The following is a 14,693-nucleotide window of genomic DNA, read 5'->3' as shown; positions in this document are numbered from 1 at the left end:
CGTCGCCGGTCAGCCGGACGTCGCGTAGCCGCCTTCGCAGGGTGCCGCTTCGCAGGGGCTTCGCCGGCCACGCCGTGAGGCGGGAGCGACGCTGTCCGCACCCAGCGCCGACGCCGCCTGCCCCGCGGCGTGAGACGGCCTGTTCGGCCGCGCGCCGGGGGACGATCGGCCCATGACCGGGGTGTGCCTGACGTGTCAGCGTGGAGGTGCTGTCCGAAGGAGGTGGCATCGTGTCCAGTCTTGGAGTCGCCGTGGTGCGGCAATACCAACGAGGAGTGGTATTCCGGTTCGGCAAGCTGCGCAACGTCCGCGAGCCGGGTATCCGATTCATGATTCCGCTGGTGGACCGAATGTGGAAGGTGACGCTGCGTACGGTGACGATGCCGATAGCGTCGCAGCAGGTCATCACGCGGGACAATGTCTCCATCGGTGTGGCAGCCGTCGCCTATTTCCGCAGGGTCGACCCCGTGAAGTCCATCGTGGAGATCGAGGACGTGTCGTCGGCGATCGGACAGATCGCGCAGACGACGGTCCGCAACGTCGTGGGCCGTTCCCTGCTGGACCAAGTTCTGTCGGACACCGAGACTCTCAACGCGCGGATCAAGGACATCCTCGACGGCCTGACGCAGCAGTGGGGCGTGTATGTGCTGCTGGTGGAGCTGAAGGACATCGAACTTCCGGCAACCATGCAGCGGGCGATGGCCCGCGAGGCAGAGGCCGAGCGGGAGAAGCGGGCCAAGATCATCGCCGCCGAGGGTGAGGCGCTGAGCGCGGGGCGCCTCGCCGAGGCCGCGGACGTCATCTCCGACCACCCCATCGCCCTGCAATTGCGAAATCTTCAGATTCTCGCCGAGATCGCGGCGGAGAAGAACTCGACCATAGTCTTCCCCGCGCAGTTCCTCGAAAGCGTTCGGGCGTTGACCCGGTTCGTCAAGGACGAAGCCCGCCTCCCGGCAGGCCCACCGCCCGAACCCCTCGTATCCGCGGCCACCCCATCCACCCGGGCGCCCGCAGCAAAGGCGCGGGGGTAGGCTCCCGGCTTTATGGGTTCGGGGTGGCGGATCACATGGCCGAGCAGGCCCCTGCCCTGCGGCTTCCCGATGCCCGCAAGGCGGCGCTTCTCCTGCTTGGTCAGGCCCAGCGTGATGAAGTCCTGAAGCCCCTCGCGGCGGTCGTCGAGGATGCCGATGGCTCCGTAGCGGGCGTCGACGAGTGCCATCGCACTGGAGACGATCCTGCGCAGCGCACCCGGCAGCTCCTTCTCCCCGCTGACGGCGAGTACCGCGTCGAGCAGACCCCGAAGCCGTTCCTCGGTCTCGGCGAGAGCCCTGGCCCGGTCCGCGATGCGGTCCAGAGCGATATCCAGATCGAGGTTGCCGCGCTGTTGGCCACGGCGGCACGGGCCCGCCACACCGGCTCCGGCCGCCACCAGGACCAGGAAGAAGGCACGACCGCCATGTGCGTCTCGCGCACCTCTGCGCGCGGAAGCGGCGGAACATCGAGACCGGTGCCGGCCCGGAGCACGGACGCATCGGCCCTGTGCGCCGGCACCCTCGGTTCCGCGCGGTGGGTCGGCTCAGTCATGGGGGACGACGGCGACGGGGCAGCGCGCGTGATGGATGGCGGCGGTGGCCACGGGACCCAGACGAGATGCCAGGGCGGGACGGTGCTTGCGTCGGCCGACGACCAGCAGCCCGGCGCCCTCTGCGGCCCGCACGACGGCCTTGGCGGGGCTTTCGAGACCGATGCTGTCGGCCACCTCCACACTCGGAAACTTCTCGCGCCAAGGGCGGAGGGCGTCGCTCAGCAGCTTCTGCGCGTCCTGCCTGATCTTCTCGGTCACTTCGTGGTCCACGCCCCAGGGAGCGTGTGCATGGAGCGGAACGGTCCGGCCATGGACGGCTCGGAGGGGCGTGCCCCGCGCCGCAGCGGTGGCGAAGGAGAATGCGAGCAGGTCGTCGCATGGACCGTGCAGTTTCAGGGCCACCACTACGCCGCCTGGGGTACCCGGAGCGGGCGGCGGCCCCTCCTCGCGCGTCCCGGCGCGCACCAGGACCACCGGCCGCTCGGCCCGTGCCACGACGGGCATGCTGATGTCACCCAGGAAATAGCTCTCGACGGGCTCCAGCCCCCGCGAACCGAGCACGACCATCTCGGACTCCGATGCCGCTTGCAGCAGCGCCTCCTGGGCATCGTCGGCGACCAGGTTGCCGACGATGGAGAGGCCCGGGTGGCTCCCTTGGAGCTCGGCCCGCGCGTTGTGCACGATCCGCTTCGCCCAGTAGTTCTGATCCATCTCGGCGGGGATGCGGGTCGGTTCCGGCGCCAGTAGCGGCCATGCGTGCAGCAGACGCAGCGTGAGTTTGCGGCGCTCGGCTTCGTCAGCGGCCCAACGGGCAGCGGCGAGGCTCTCGGGCGAACCGTCGAGGCCCACGGTGACTACAGGCTCCATGCCGACCGCTCCGTCTCGTAGGTGATGGGAATGAGGGTGAGGATGTCCGGCTGACCGAAGCGCTGCCGTCCCCCATACTCGCCGGTAACCGCGCAGCGCCGTAAGCGGTACTCGGCAGAGCATCTGTGCCGACGCGTCGACCACGCGGCCGCACCTCATTCGAGAAGTACCGCAGATCTCCCCGCGACGCACGCTGGCGTTCGTCGTGGTGTGCGTGGCGGTCGTCGTACTGCGCTACCGGCAGCCCGAGTTGCCGCGCACCTTCCGCACGCCCGGGATGCCGGTGGTGCCGGCCATCGGGGTCGTCTTCTCGCTCTGGCTCATCACCTTCCTGCACTGGCAGACATGGGTGCACTTCGCCGTCTGGTTCGTGATCGGGCTGGGCGTGTACTTCGGATACTCCTACCGGCGGTCGGAACTGGCACGCCGGTAGGGAGCCGATGCGGCCGGAGCGGCAGGTGGCTGTTCGGTCGCCGGAGTCACCTGGCCGGTCCGGGCCTCATCCCGGGCCCGTGGCAGTGGGCGGGACGCCGTCGTGCGCCGTCCTCTGCCGCCTCAGTACGTCCAGGACGACGGATCCGTCGACGGTTTCGCGGGCGACGAGGAGTCCGGCGAGGGTGTCGAGCTCCGCACGGTGGTCGCGGAGCAGGGCAACAGCGCGTTTCTCGGCCTGTCCGACCAGGCGGGCGGTCTCTTCGTCGACGATCCGCTGTGTGTGTTCGGAGTAGGGCCGCCCCATGGCCTCCTCGGCGCTCTCGCTGCCGACGTAGTGCGGGGCGCCCACGGCGTAGCCGATCGGGCCGAGCGCCGGCGACAGTCCGAATTCCGCGACCATGCGGCCGGCGATCTGGGTGGCGCCCGCCAGGTCGTCGGCCGCGCCTGTCGAGCCTTCGCCGAAGACGACCAGTTCGGCCGCCCGCCCGCCCAGTCGGACGGTGAGGAGATCGGTGAGGTAGCCCTCGGTGTACAGGTGCCGCTCGGCTTCGGGAAGCTGCTCGGTGGCGCCCAGTGCCGGTCCCGAGGGGAGGATGGTGACTTTGGCTACCGGGTCGGCGTGTTCGCACAACGCTGCTATGAGTGCGTGTCCGGATTCGTGGACGGCGACGGCATGCCGTTCCTCGGGGAGCAGGGCGTTGGAGCTCTCCCTCCGCCCGAGCAGCAGACGGTCGCGGGCGGTGTCCAGGTCGTGGGCGTCGATGACGACGCGGTCGGCGCGGACGGCGTTGATGGCGGCCTCGTTGACCAGGTTGGCGAGGTCGGCGCCGGAGAAGCCGGGGGTGGCGCGGGCGACGGTGTTCCAGTCGACGTCGGGTGCCAGGGTCTTGCCGCGGGCGTGGACTGCGAGGATCGCGGCCCGCTCGGCCTGGTTGGGCAGCGGCACCGTCACGTGCCGGTCGAAGCGGCCGGGGCGCAGCAGGGCCGGGTCGAGAGACTCGGGCCGGTTGGTCGCGGCGAGTACGACGATGCCGCTGCTCTGGTCGAAGCCGTCCATCTCCGCGAGGAGCTGGTTGAGGGTCTGTTCGCGCTCGTCGTTGCCGCCCAGCCGGGCGCCGCCGCGGCGGCTGCCGACGGCGTCGATCTCGTCGATGAAGATGATCGACGGTGCCCGCTTGCGGGCCTCGCCGAACAGGTCGCGCACCCGGGAGGCCCCGACTCCGACGAACATCTCCACGAACGCCGACCCGGTCACCGACAGGAACGGGACCTCCGCCTCGCCCGCGACGGCGCGGGCAATAAGGGTCTTACCAGTACCCGGCGGGCCCACCATAATCACACCGCGCGGCCCTTTGGCCCCGGCCCCCGCGTACCGCTCGGGGCGCCGTAGGAAGTCGACGATCTCGCTGATCTCCTGCTTGACGCCCTCGTACCCGGCGACGTCGTCGAATCGGGTGGTCGGGCGCTCCGCCTCGATGATCTTGGCGCGGGAGCGCCCGATGCCGCCGATGCCGCCGGTCAGCGTCTGGGCCGCCTTGCGTCCGGTCCACATGAACAGCGCCAGGATGAACAGCAGTGGCAGGGCGAACGCCAGCAGCGTCGAAAGCCCGCTGCCGCTGCTGGTCTGCGTCGCTGTGATCTTCACGTGCTTGTTGCGCAGCTGCTGCTCCAGCGGGCTGGTGTCCAGGGCGGTGGGGATCCGGGTGGTGAACTCGGTGCCGTCCTGGAGTGTCCCGCTGACGCCGCCCTTGTCGTTGATGTCGACGGTCTTCACCACACCGGCGTTCACCTTGCCGACGAACTCGGTGTACGGGAACGACGTGCCAGGCGGGGACTGAGCCCGCGTCATCAGGACGAGGAGCACGATCAACGCGGCCAGGGGGAACAGCCACGGCCGCCATGTAGGGGCTGACGGCGCCGGAGGTTTGGGCGGCTCACGCGGCGGCCCGGGCTTGGCCGACCGCGACGCGTGCCGGCCCGACAGACGGACCCGTGTGAGCAACGGAAAGCTCCTCGGTCGAAGACGGACCCTCGGCGCGGGACGCTGATGATCCGGCCGCCTTCGCGGACTTGCCGGGTCAGGGCATCGAGCCGGACGAACGCCGGGCTCCCACCTGGCATAGTGCGCCACGCCTCCAACGGGCGCCGTTCCGGTGCGACACGGCGGCATGAACTGCGCAGACGAGGCGCTGCTGCGCCTCGACGAGACCGCGCATCTCACTCTCCCCGCTGTCGGCGGCGATCAGGCTGCCGCAGATCGTGAGGTTGCCGAAGTAGCACTGATCAGGACCTCCCAGGGCGTCCACCAGGGGTCTTGCCACAGGGTTGAGCGGGTAGGCGTCGTTGTGCTGGACGGACACGGCGCCGACATGACCATGAAGGCCATGGGCGCCCCACGAGGCACGCAGGACGAGGAACCCAGACGGGGTGTTGGTGTGCGGATCAGCGTCCTTGAGCATGCGCTCCGGGACACCCTCTCGGAGTTCCAGTTCGCCACCAGGGCTGATGAGGGCGTAGATGCCGGTCACGGCACTGCCGGAGGGTGTGGTTCGAGGGGATGCGAGCTGAGGCGGACGGCTTCTGGAATCGTCCGCCCCGGACACACAGGTGGTGTCCGTACGTCAGCTCGCGGTGATCTCGATGTGTCTCGGCTTGCCGGCCTCGGCCTTGGGAACGGTCACGGTCAGCACTCCGTCGGACATGGTCGCCGTGACGTCCTCGGCCTTGACCTCGGCGGGCAGCAGCGCCCGGTACTCGAAGCGTCCCGTGCGGCGGGTGGTGCGCCGCAGCACGCCCTCACGCTCGCGCTCCTTGTACTCCCCGGTGATGCACAGCTCCCGATCGCCGATCTCGACGTCGATGTCCTCGTTCTTGACCCCGGGAATTTCCGCCTCGACCACGTAGGCGTCGTCCGTCTCGTGCATGTCTGCCAGGGGAGCCCAGGTTCCGGCGGGCGCGGCGGACGCGAGCAGCTGGTTCATCCGCTCGAAGAGCTCGTCGAACTCGCTGGCCACCGGTTCGCCCCAGCTCAGCGCGGGGAACGTCCTTTCCAGAAGCCGGCCTGGCCTGTGGCGTACAGGCAGGGTCATAACGTTTCACCTCCATGAAACGCCGGATATACGGGTCAATTCCCATGCTCCGCTTCCGTGGCCCGGAAGGCGAGTCGTGCACCGGCACCCTTCAGTACCCACGCCGGCTGTGCGCCCGCGGGCGCCCGCTGCACTGTGCGTGCAGTACGGCGAGCCGGTGGTAATCGCTGAGTCCTGTCCCTCTCGGCCGCAGCCGCCCTGGGAACGCGTACGCGTGGCCTTGCGCCGTCGAGGCTCGGGATGCCGGTGAGCAGCAGTCGGAGGGAGCACCCATGCGCGCACACGTCGGAGACTGGATCGTGGTGGAGTCCCTGCACTTGGGCGGGCAGCGCCGCCGAGGCCAGATCGTGCGTCTCGAACATCCGGACGGCACACCGCCGTACGTCGTGCGCTGGACGGAGGATGACCGGGAGACCGTCTTCTTCCCTGGACCTGAAGCCCACATTGAATCCTCGGACAAGCACACCGCTCATGGGCCGGCTTCTCCCGACGGGTGACTCAGCCCAGCTCCGAAGCCTGCTCTCTCGCGTACTCCTGGTGGGGCGTGACACAGGCGGAAATCCGCCCGCTCGACCACCCAACCTCGGCGCACGGTCGTCTTTGCCGGTGATGGTGGCCAACGGGCCCGAGCCGTCGACGGCGTGTGCACTTCTACGTGAGGCGGGAGGCAATCGTTCCTTGTCAACGGCCTTCCGAATGACGTCAGGCGCCAGCTCCGTGAGGCGGGGCGCCCGGCGACGGCCGGGCAAAACCCGGGTCGGCCCCGCCATTCGAAGGGGCTGCCCCTGGCAACTGCAAGGCCCAGGGCCGGAGCGAAGGCAGGCATCAGAACTTCGAGGTGCGACCGTCTCCGTCCGCCCGTAGTACCGCCAGGTACGTGCCCTCGACTGGCAGGTGGGGCAGTTCGGTTTCTAGACTGTGAGATGTGGCCCGGCCCAACGAGGAGGTCGAGGCACTCCTTCAGGAGTACGCGGACCTCATCGCAATCACCGGAGGCGAAGCGTTCAAGGCGCGCGCCTACGAAAAGGCCGCCCGCGCGATAGGCGGCTATCCCGCCGATGTCTCCCACATGGATGTCACGGGTCTGAGAGAAATCCCGGGCGTGGGCAGGTCGATAGCCGAGAAGGTCATCGAGTACTTCCGCACCGGCAATGTCACGGTGGTCGAGGAGAGGCGGGCCAGGGTTCCCGCAGGAGTGCGGGAGCTCATCGCCATCCCCACCCTCGGCCCCAAGAAGGCGATGGCACTCTACGAGAATCTGCACATCTCCTCGGTGGGCGAGCTGGCCGACGCCATCCAGGCGGAGAAGCTACGCGACCTGAAGGGCTTCGGGGAGAAGACCGAGGAGAACATCCTGCACGGCATCGCCCTCATGCAGCAGGCAGGGGAGCGGATCCTGCTGAGCGTCGCGATGGACCCCGCCGAGGACATCGTCGCCGAACTGTCCCGAATCGCCGGCTGTGAGCGTTGCGCCTACGCCGGATCGCTGCGCCGCATGAAGGAAACCATCGGCGACATCGACATCCTCGTCGCGGCCGACCGGTCGGCCCCCTTCATGGCAGCGCTCACCGAAATGCCCTCCACCGCCGAGGTCATCGCACACGGCCGGAAGAAGACCTCGATCCGCACCGCAAAGGGCCTCCAGGTCGACCTGCGCGTGGTGCGACCGGACTCGTGGGGCGCCGGCCTGCAGTACTTCACCGGCTCGAAGGCACACAACATCCGAACCCGCACGATCGCCGTCCGCATGGGGCTCAAGCTCTCCGAATACGGCCTGTTCGAAACCGAGGGCGGGAAACGGGTCGCCTCCCGGTCCGAGGACGAGGTGTACGCCAGACTCGGCCTGCCATGGATCCCGCCCACGTTGCGCGAGGACCGCGGGGAGATCGAAGCCGGCCTGCGCGGCGAACTGCCCGAAGTGGTGACGGAAGGCGACATCAGAGGTGACCTGCACACCCACACCGACCTCACCGACGGTCTCGCCCCGCTGGAGGAGATGGTGGCCGCGGCCGCCGAGCGGGGCTACGCGTACTACGCGGTCACCGACCACGCACCGAACCTGTACATGCAGCGGATGACCGACGAGAAGGTCCTCGCCCAGCGCGAGCGCGTGCGATCGCTGGACGGCAGGCACCACGGGATGCGGCTGCTGCACGGCACCGAGCTCAATATCGGCCCGGACGGGGAGGTGGACTGGCCCGACGAGTTCCTCGAAGGCTTCGACATCTGCGTGGCCTCGGTACACTCCCACTTCGGCGTCGACCGAAAGACGATGACGCGGCGCATCGTACGCGCCTGCGAGAACCCCCACGTCAATGTCATCGGCCACCCCACCACCCGTCTGATCGGCCGACGGCCAGGCATCGACGCCGACCTCGACGAGGTTTTCGCAGCCTGCGCCCGCACCGGCACGGCCCTGGAGGTCAACGCCCAGCCCGACCGCCTCGACCTGCGTGACGAGGACATCCTCCGGGCCAGGAGCCACGGGGCGAAGTTCGCCATCGACACCGACGCCCACTCCCTCCTCCACCTCGCGTATCTCCGCTACGGAATCGGCACGGCCCAACGCGGGTGGCTCACCACGGAAGATGTGATCAACACCTGGCCGCTGCGGCGGCTGCGCCGGTTCCTGCGCAAAGACCGGGCGGACTGAGGCCTCACGCGCATCCAGACAGGCATCTTCGGCCGGACTCGGATGGTCCCCGGAAGGCGAGGCGGGCGCCTTGGTCGCCACCGTCCGCCACATGTACGGGCACGACAGCATGTCGCGAAGACGTGGTCACCGCGAGGGCTTCGGAGCGATGCCCCGTACAAGGCTGATCCAGGGCCCTGTTCCTGGTTCCACCGGGTCAAGGTGACCGAGTTGGAGGGCTGCCGTGACCGGGCGACGACCAGCACGGCGCCTTTCGGCCAGACATGATGCAAGCAACAGGATGCCGCCTCATGCGAGTGACCAACTGGCCTGGCGATCAGCGTGATCCCGGCCGCGGCCGTGTCGAACTCCCGTCGCCGCTGAGGCCCGTGCGCCCGATGCCCAACGCGACCACCCCGCTCGACGGCCGCTCCGTACCACCCACGACGACCACGGGACGCTTTGCCTTCCGAAAGCCCGCAGCCAACGTCTCGGCCGGCAGGGACCGAGCCGCCTCGCGGACCCTCCGCGCTGTGTCGACGGACAGGCGCTCCGCCAAGTCGAGATCGACGACGCACACGATGTGTAGGTGCTGATGCCGGTGGGGGACCTCCCGTGCCGCCCACAACACCGCGCCTGCCTATCCGGCCGAGCCTTCCGTCCCCACCACCAGACCCTCAGACATATCTGGCCGGCCCTTCCCAGTACCGAGCAGAATCCGCCGTCGCAGCTCCCGCCGGGCAACGGCGTCACCACCGCGCCTCCGGGTCGGTGTACCGCAGCAGCGCCCCCACCCCGTCCTCCAGAGGCAGTTCTTCCCGCGGCACGACCACCAGCTCCGCGCCGGTGCGGACCAGCGCGCGGATCAAGGCCGCGCCGGGGGATTCCTCCTGGAAGCCGAGGACACCGAGGGACTCCAAGTCGGCGGCTGACAGGGCGATCTCCGTCGGTTCCGAACCGACCCACAGCCGCACGGGCAGGTCGACCGGCGTGTTGAGCAGCAGCGCGCTTACCTGAGCCCGCTGCAACGCGGCCACGACCGCCGCCAGGCCCTCGATCGCGCCGGCGTGCCGGGTCCGCCGCGCCCGGAACCCATCCACCCAAGCCTGGTCCCGCCCACTCGTCCGGCCCCGGAAGACATCGCGCAATTCCTGCTCCAGCAGCGCTCGGCCCTCACCGGCCGTGTACCCGTCCCCCGCGACTGTGACCACGCGCTCACGCAAGGGCTCGGGCATGCGGTTCAGCAGGACGCTGCGCGCCCACGCCTCCCCACCCAGCGCGACCACCTCGGCACCACAGAGGTGGGCCAGCTGCGCCAGATCACCGGCGATCTCAGCGGCGCCGTACGCCCACTGCGCCGCAGGGCCACTCCGATGGTGAAGCCCTTCAGGTGCGACTGCGCTGCTCGGCCACCTCCCCGCCTGGAAGTCCACCTCCAGTTTCTCCGGCGCGCCGGTCTCCGGGTACGCGACGCGGTGCACAGTGGCGGCCGCATACGGGATGTCCGGCGCGTGCTGGACCGCGAGCGGCATTACGTCGGGCAACGCGCCGAACCGGGCGTCGCCGTGCGCCGGCGGATCGGGCAGTTCCTCCACCAACGCCAGACGGCCGTGGCTCGCGAAGATGGCCTGCCCATGTTTGCCGGAAACCTCCCGGTCCGCGCCTGCCGCCTCGGCGACGACGGCGACGGTGGCGTTGTCGGCTCCCTGCCGCGCCAAGTCCTCACGCAGATGCCGGCGTCGCAGTCTGATCGCCGCCTCCGGGTCGTGGACGTCACGTGAGGTGTCCAGATAGGCACAGGCGTAGGGCCCCGGTCGTGCGTACACAGGGTCGAGAAACGTCAGCTCCACGGTCGCTCCACCTCCCGGCCACCGCTCGCAGTGTGCCCCGCTCTTCCAGTAGACCTCCCGGCCACCGACTTCGCGCACCGGACAGCACCATCCACCGGGGGCCGGGCATCACATCTGCGAGGAGTGGAACTGCGATCCGCGCTGACGCGAAACCGGGCAACCGTCGAGCGCCGCCTGGGACGGTCGGCCGCGGGCAGGAGCACGAGACGAGGTGGTCGCGTGGGCACTCACTCAGCCGGTCCAGGCTCTGGCGGCAGGCGGAGCGGACGGGCGGTCATGAAGGCGATCCCGGCGTCCCTGCAAGGCGCGCGCTGTGGACCGGTCGGCTCGTTGCGGATCGGACCCACCGGGTGAGGGGGACGCAGAGCCGTCTCGTCCGCCCCGCCGCGTCGGGTCACGTACGTCAGGACCGCTCCAGCAGCAGAGCGGGCCGGTGGTGTACCGCCGGGGTCATCGCGGTTCACCTCTGTGGGACGACGATCGTGGGGACTGCTTCCGTGCTGCGCGCCGTCGTAGTACCGGGCCGAACGGCGGGTCCCTTCAGCCCCGGGAAGGGCCGTTCGGCCTCCTGCGAGTCTCGGGTAGCCGAGGAAGACTGGATGGTGGCGAGTAAGAAAGGAGCGGGGCCCGGAGCCGAGTTCTCGAACCCGAGAAGCGTCGACGGGACGCGGACCCGCCACACGACGGGCCGCCGCCGGGCCCTACACATGCTCGAAGAGACACCGGTGGCGCACGGCGTGCCCGCTCGCACGCCTCACCGTCACCGAGTGATCCATCGGTGAGAGGTCGGCCATGACCGAGAACATGTCCGACACCGAGTGGGCCGAGGGACGGGCTGAGCGTCCCCGAAGTGCTCGTACAGCCCCTGGCACAGGCGGTACGAGCCCTCGCCGAGGAGCTGGAGAGGAATCCGGCGGCGGGGGAACCGGACGCCGCGCGGCGAGCGGCGCGTGGGGTCCGGTCGGCTCGTGAACTCCTGCTCGCCCAGCGCTTGCCAGGCAGGCCGACTGCCGAACGCCGAGTCGCAGCGGAGGTCATCATGAAACGAACGGCACCACAACCCCTCATAGACGTGCAGGTGGAGACCCGCGGCCGGGTGTCCGCCGAGGACGCTGAATACGCTCAGGACAAGGTACGAGCGGTGTTCGACGAGGCACCGGGGCCGGTGCTCTTCGCTCGGGTGAGGCTGACCCGCTTCGCGAACCCGGCGATGGAGCGCCCCGTGACCGCACAGGCCAATCTGGATGTCAACGGCAGGCTGGCCCGGGCCCACGTGGCGGGCAGCAGCGCCACGGAAGCAGTCGATCTGCTCCGGGACCGGCTCGCGGCAGTTCTGGCGCGGATGGCGGAGCACTGGGAGGCCCGGCGCGGCCGGACGCATCCGCCGGGTGCCGCCCACGAGTGGCGGCACGGCGATGAGCCCGCCCACCGCCCCGGCTACTTCCCGCGTCCGGCCGAGGAGCGGGAGGTCGTCCGGCACAAGTCGTTCGCCCTCGCCTTCGAGTCGCCGGACGAGGCGGCGGACGACCTGGAGAGGCTGGACTACGGCTTCCAGTTGTTCACCGACGCCGGATCGGGCGAGGACAGCGTCCTGTACCGCACGGGCACGGCGGGATACCGGCTGGCCCAAGTGCATCCGCGGCCCGATCTGATCGGCCCGGTGTCCGCGCCTCTGACCGTCAGCCCGGCCCCTGCCCCTCGTATGACCATCACCGAGGCGAAGGGGCGCCTGGATGTCACCGGCTGGCCGTTCGTGTTCTTCACCGACGCCGGCACCGGCCGGGGGAACGTCCTCTACCACCGCTACGACGGCCACTACGGCCTCATCACCCCCACCGCGCACGAGTCGACGACCACAGCCGTCTGAACCGGACGAGACGCAGGGCTGTCCGAGGCCCGGACCCACGGGACCACATCTGCAACGAACGCCATGAACGGGGCCCGGTACTGGACATGACAGGTGCCCCGTTGGCCGATGTGGCCGTCCGCGCGGCCCTGCTCACCGGCGCCGAAGTACGCGTCCTCGACGCGGGCCGCCCCGACGCCCCCGCGCAGTGCATCGGGGCGCTGTGCCGCCACAGCTGACGCATGACGGAAGGCCCGCCGCAGAGGAGGAAGCATGTCCAGGGTGACGACCACGGACCTCGACGAGGTCACGATGTGAGCGCCGAACCGGGCCATGATCCGCCCGTAGTCCTTCAAGGTGCTTCCGGCCAGATCGGCATACGACATGTTCCTGCCCCATGGACACAGCGACGCCACCGGCATCATCGTCTCGTCATCCAGATGGATCGGTGTGCCGTCCGAGATCCCTCGAAGCTCCAGCAGCCGAGCCGCCTGGTCACCCGTCAAGACCGGGCTGTCCAGATATCGGCGCACCACTGCGATGTCAACCGCGTACAGCTGCATGGCTGTTGCCTCCCGAGACGGCTGAGAGAGACGAGAGACAGCAGTCAGCAGAGGGCGACGCGGGTACCCTTCACCGGTCCGAGGGGCGAGTGATGAGACAGAACTGAAGGGCCCCAAGAAAGGGATCTTTGGCTCGTCCCGGACGCGATGGCCCAGAACAGCTGTACGGCCAGGACCAGGGCGAGGGTGGTCTGCAGGCGAAGCACCTGTGCCAGGGGGCTGACCGCGAATCCGACGATGATCGCGGGCCCGATGTCGATGCGGGAGGCGATCTTCGGGGCGAGGAGGGCCCCGGCCAGACTGCCGACGCCTTCGACGCCCATGATCACGCCGAACGCCGTCGGGGTGACCTTCAGGACGGTGAGCAGGTAGTACGCCCAGTAGGTGTTCATGATCGCCAGGCCGAAGCTGAGCGTGGACAGCGCCGCGATCACCGTGCGGATCGTCGGCTGCCCGGCCACGTAGTGCAGTCCCTCAGGGATTTCACCCGCGAGGCCGCGGCGGCCCTGTAGCCGCGGGGTGGCGGGCTCGGGGGTTCGGATGCGCCACACGAGGAAGGCGGAGACGAGGTGGGACAGGGTATCGACGACCACCGAGCGGGCCGCGCCGACGGCGGCGATCAGTGCGGCACCCACGTTGTTTCCCAGGCTGTCGGCGACCGAAGAGGCCGCACCGAGGCGGGAGTTCGCGCGCTGGAGGAGGTGGGGCTCGACGAGGACGGGCAGGTAGCTGATCGATGCCGCGCCGTGCACGATCTTGGCGATGCCGAGGACGACCGCGACCGCGTACAGGTCGCCAAGACGCCACCCGCTTCTACTCCGGCCAGGATCAGCGCATGGGCGGCGGCGCCGGACGCAACGCGCTCGCGGCTATCTGCAGACCGACGTCGCCGCCTACCTCGCCGGCCGCTTCCCCTCCGAGCAGGTGCGCCGCGACCTGATCACCGCCGCCGCCGAGCTCGTCTACCTGGCGGGCTGGACGTCCTTCGACACCGGGGAAACACGCCGTCGCGCAAGGACAATTCGGGGTTGCGCTGCGCCTGACCGCCGAGGCTGACGCACCGGCGCTGGCCGGAGTAATCATGAGGGCACTTTGACCATCTGGCCGGTGGGTGATCGCATGACTTGAAGAACGTTCCCATTCCGCGGGCCAGGTTCCTGCTTGCCACCCAGTGATTCTTCTTTCTGCTCGCGTGCCCCTCCGGGGCGGGTTGGGTTACGCGGTGCTGGACAACTTCCTCTGCCCGACCCATGTCCTGACTTCGGACACCCTGAATTGGATCTTTGCATTGCGGCCCCTGCCGAATCTGTACGGCGTCAGGCCTGATCGCTCGGCCTCTCGGTATACCCAGACCAGTGACATGTTGAGACCTTCTGCAAGTTCCTTCGCGGTCATGAACTGCGCTGACATGGTGCCCCTTCCCTTGGCTAGGATTTCGTGAGATCCATGGTGCGGAGAATTTCCGGTTTGGCTGACCGGGGATCGTCGGCTATGTAGGGGACAGGCGTCGGACCGCGGCCGCGTGGGCCGGCTACAGCGGGTCCAGCGGTTTCCCCGCCCGGGCGCATTCCGGAGCCGGGGGGACCCCTCGATGGTGAGGGCCTGTCACCTGGCCAGACCGGTCTCAAGGAGATCGGCGGCTGTCCCGATCGAGCGGGGCATGAGGTGTCGGTAGATCTTGAATGTGATGTCGATGTTGTTGCGGCCCATCCACTCGGCGACGTCAGGGGCTACTGAACTTGAACTCGTGATGTCGGTGGTGTCGCAGAGACCGCTGAACTCTGGCCGTTCGAGATCAAGAGCGTGTCTGCAGCCAGCGACGCGCG

Annotated in this window: 11 protein-coding genes and 2 pseudogenes; 5 read left to right on the top strand and 8 right to left on the bottom strand. The window is 69.1% G+C overall.

The window, feature by feature from the left end:
- Positions 1-230 precede the first annotated feature (230 nt).
- Positions 231-1,031: a slipin family protein gene (locus ACFWFZ_RS11315; RefSeq protein WP_387120018.1), complete on the top strand. Its 801-nt coding sequence runs from the start codon at positions 231-233 to the stop codon at positions 1,029-1,031.
- A gap of 545 nt (positions 1,032-1,576) precedes the next feature.
- Here ACFWFZ_RS11315 and ACFWFZ_RS11310 read toward each other — a convergent pair.
- Positions 1,577-2,452, bottom strand: coding sequence for a universal stress protein (locus ACFWFZ_RS11310; RefSeq protein WP_387120015.1), 876 nt, complete (start codon positions 2,450-2,452; stop codon positions 1,577-1,579).
- A 193-nt stretch (positions 2,453-2,645) separates the two neighbouring features.
- On the opposite strand from ACFWFZ_RS11310, the pseudogene ACFWFZ_RS11305 reads away from it, so the two are divergent.
- Positions 2,646-2,885, top strand: a pseudogene (locus tag ACFWFZ_RS11305) (amino acid permease C-terminal domain-containing protein); the annotation flags it as partial.
- Between the two features lie 66 nt (positions 2,886-2,951).
- Here the strand turns inward: ACFWFZ_RS11305 and ftsH are convergent.
- The 3 genes from ftsH to ACFWFZ_RS11290 form a co-directional block, all read right to left on the bottom strand.
- Entirely contained in the window at positions 2,952-4,889 is a 1,938-nt protein-coding gene (ftsH, locus tag ACFWFZ_RS11300) for an ATP-dependent zinc metalloprotease FtsH (protein ID WP_387120013.1), read from the bottom strand.
- 76 nt (positions 4,890-4,965) lie between these two features.
- On the bottom strand, positions 4,966-5,415 hold the full coding sequence (locus ACFWFZ_RS11295) for a hypothetical protein (protein WP_387120010.1): 450 nt from the start codon (positions 5,413-5,415) through the stop codon (positions 4,966-4,968).
- A gap of 93 nt (positions 5,416-5,508) precedes the next feature.
- On the bottom strand, positions 5,509-5,976 hold the full coding sequence (locus ACFWFZ_RS11290) for an Hsp20/alpha crystallin family protein (protein ID WP_387120008.1): 468 nt from the start codon (positions 5,974-5,976) through the stop codon (positions 5,509-5,511).
- A 272-nt stretch (positions 5,977-6,248) separates the two neighbouring features.
- Here ACFWFZ_RS11290 and ACFWFZ_RS11285 point away from each other — a divergent pair, with 272 nt between their 5' ends.
- Together ACFWFZ_RS11285 and polX are read left to right on the top strand one after the other, a co-directional pair.
- The gene (locus ACFWFZ_RS11285; protein WP_387120005.1) at positions 6,249-6,473 is read left to right on the top strand and encodes a DUF1918 domain-containing protein; all 225 of its coding nucleotides are present in this window, start codon (positions 6,249-6,251) and stop codon (positions 6,471-6,473) included.
- Positions 6,474-6,901: 428 nt separating this feature from the next.
- Entirely contained in the window at positions 6,902-8,629 is a 1,728-nt protein-coding gene (gene polX, locus ACFWFZ_RS11280) for a DNA polymerase/3'-5' exonuclease PolX (protein WP_387120003.1), read from the top strand.
- Between the two features lie 728 nt (positions 8,630-9,357).
- Here the strand turns inward: polX and ACFWFZ_RS11275 are convergent.
- Entirely contained in the window at positions 9,358-10,458 is a 1,101-nt protein-coding gene (locus tag ACFWFZ_RS11275; protein WP_387120000.1) for a hypothetical protein, read from the bottom strand.
- 1,039 nt (positions 10,459-11,497) lie between these two features.
- Between ACFWFZ_RS11275 and ACFWFZ_RS11270 the strand changes: the two genes are divergently transcribed.
- Positions 11,498-12,325 carry a sigma 54 modulation/S30EA ribosomal C-terminal domain-containing protein gene (locus ACFWFZ_RS11270; protein ID WP_387119997.1) on the top strand — a complete coding sequence of 276 codons (828 nt, stop codon included), beginning with the start codon at positions 11,498-11,500 and terminating at the stop codon, positions 12,323-12,325.
- On the opposite strand, the gene ACFWFZ_RS11265 is transcribed toward ACFWFZ_RS11270, so the two are convergent.
- The 3 genes and pseudogenes from ACFWFZ_RS11265 to ACFWFZ_RS11255 all read right to left on the bottom strand — a co-directional run.
- On the bottom strand, positions 12,274-12,867 hold the full coding sequence (locus tag ACFWFZ_RS11265) for a hypothetical protein (protein ID WP_387119994.1): 594 nt from the start codon (positions 12,865-12,867) through the stop codon (positions 12,274-12,276). The two genes, ACFWFZ_RS11270 and ACFWFZ_RS11265, sit on opposite strands and share 52 nt — an antisense overlap.
- A 44-nt stretch (positions 12,868-12,911) precedes the next feature.
- Positions 12,912-13,619 (bottom strand): MFS transporter, encoded by a 708-nt coding sequence (locus ACFWFZ_RS11260; RefSeq protein ID WP_387119991.1) that lies wholly within the window; start codon positions 13,617-13,619, stop codon positions 12,912-12,914.
- An 853-nt stretch (positions 13,620-14,472) separates the two neighbouring features.
- Positions 14,473-14,693, bottom strand: a pseudogene (locus ACFWFZ_RS11255) (hypothetical protein); the annotation flags it as partial.

The sequence above is a fragment of the Streptomyces sp. NPDC060232 genome, from assembly GCF_042726555.1.
Taxonomy (GTDB): Bacteria; Actinomycetota; Actinomycetes; order Streptomycetales; family Streptomycetaceae; genus Streptomyces.
This window is presented reverse-complemented; position numbering and strand designations above follow the sequence as displayed.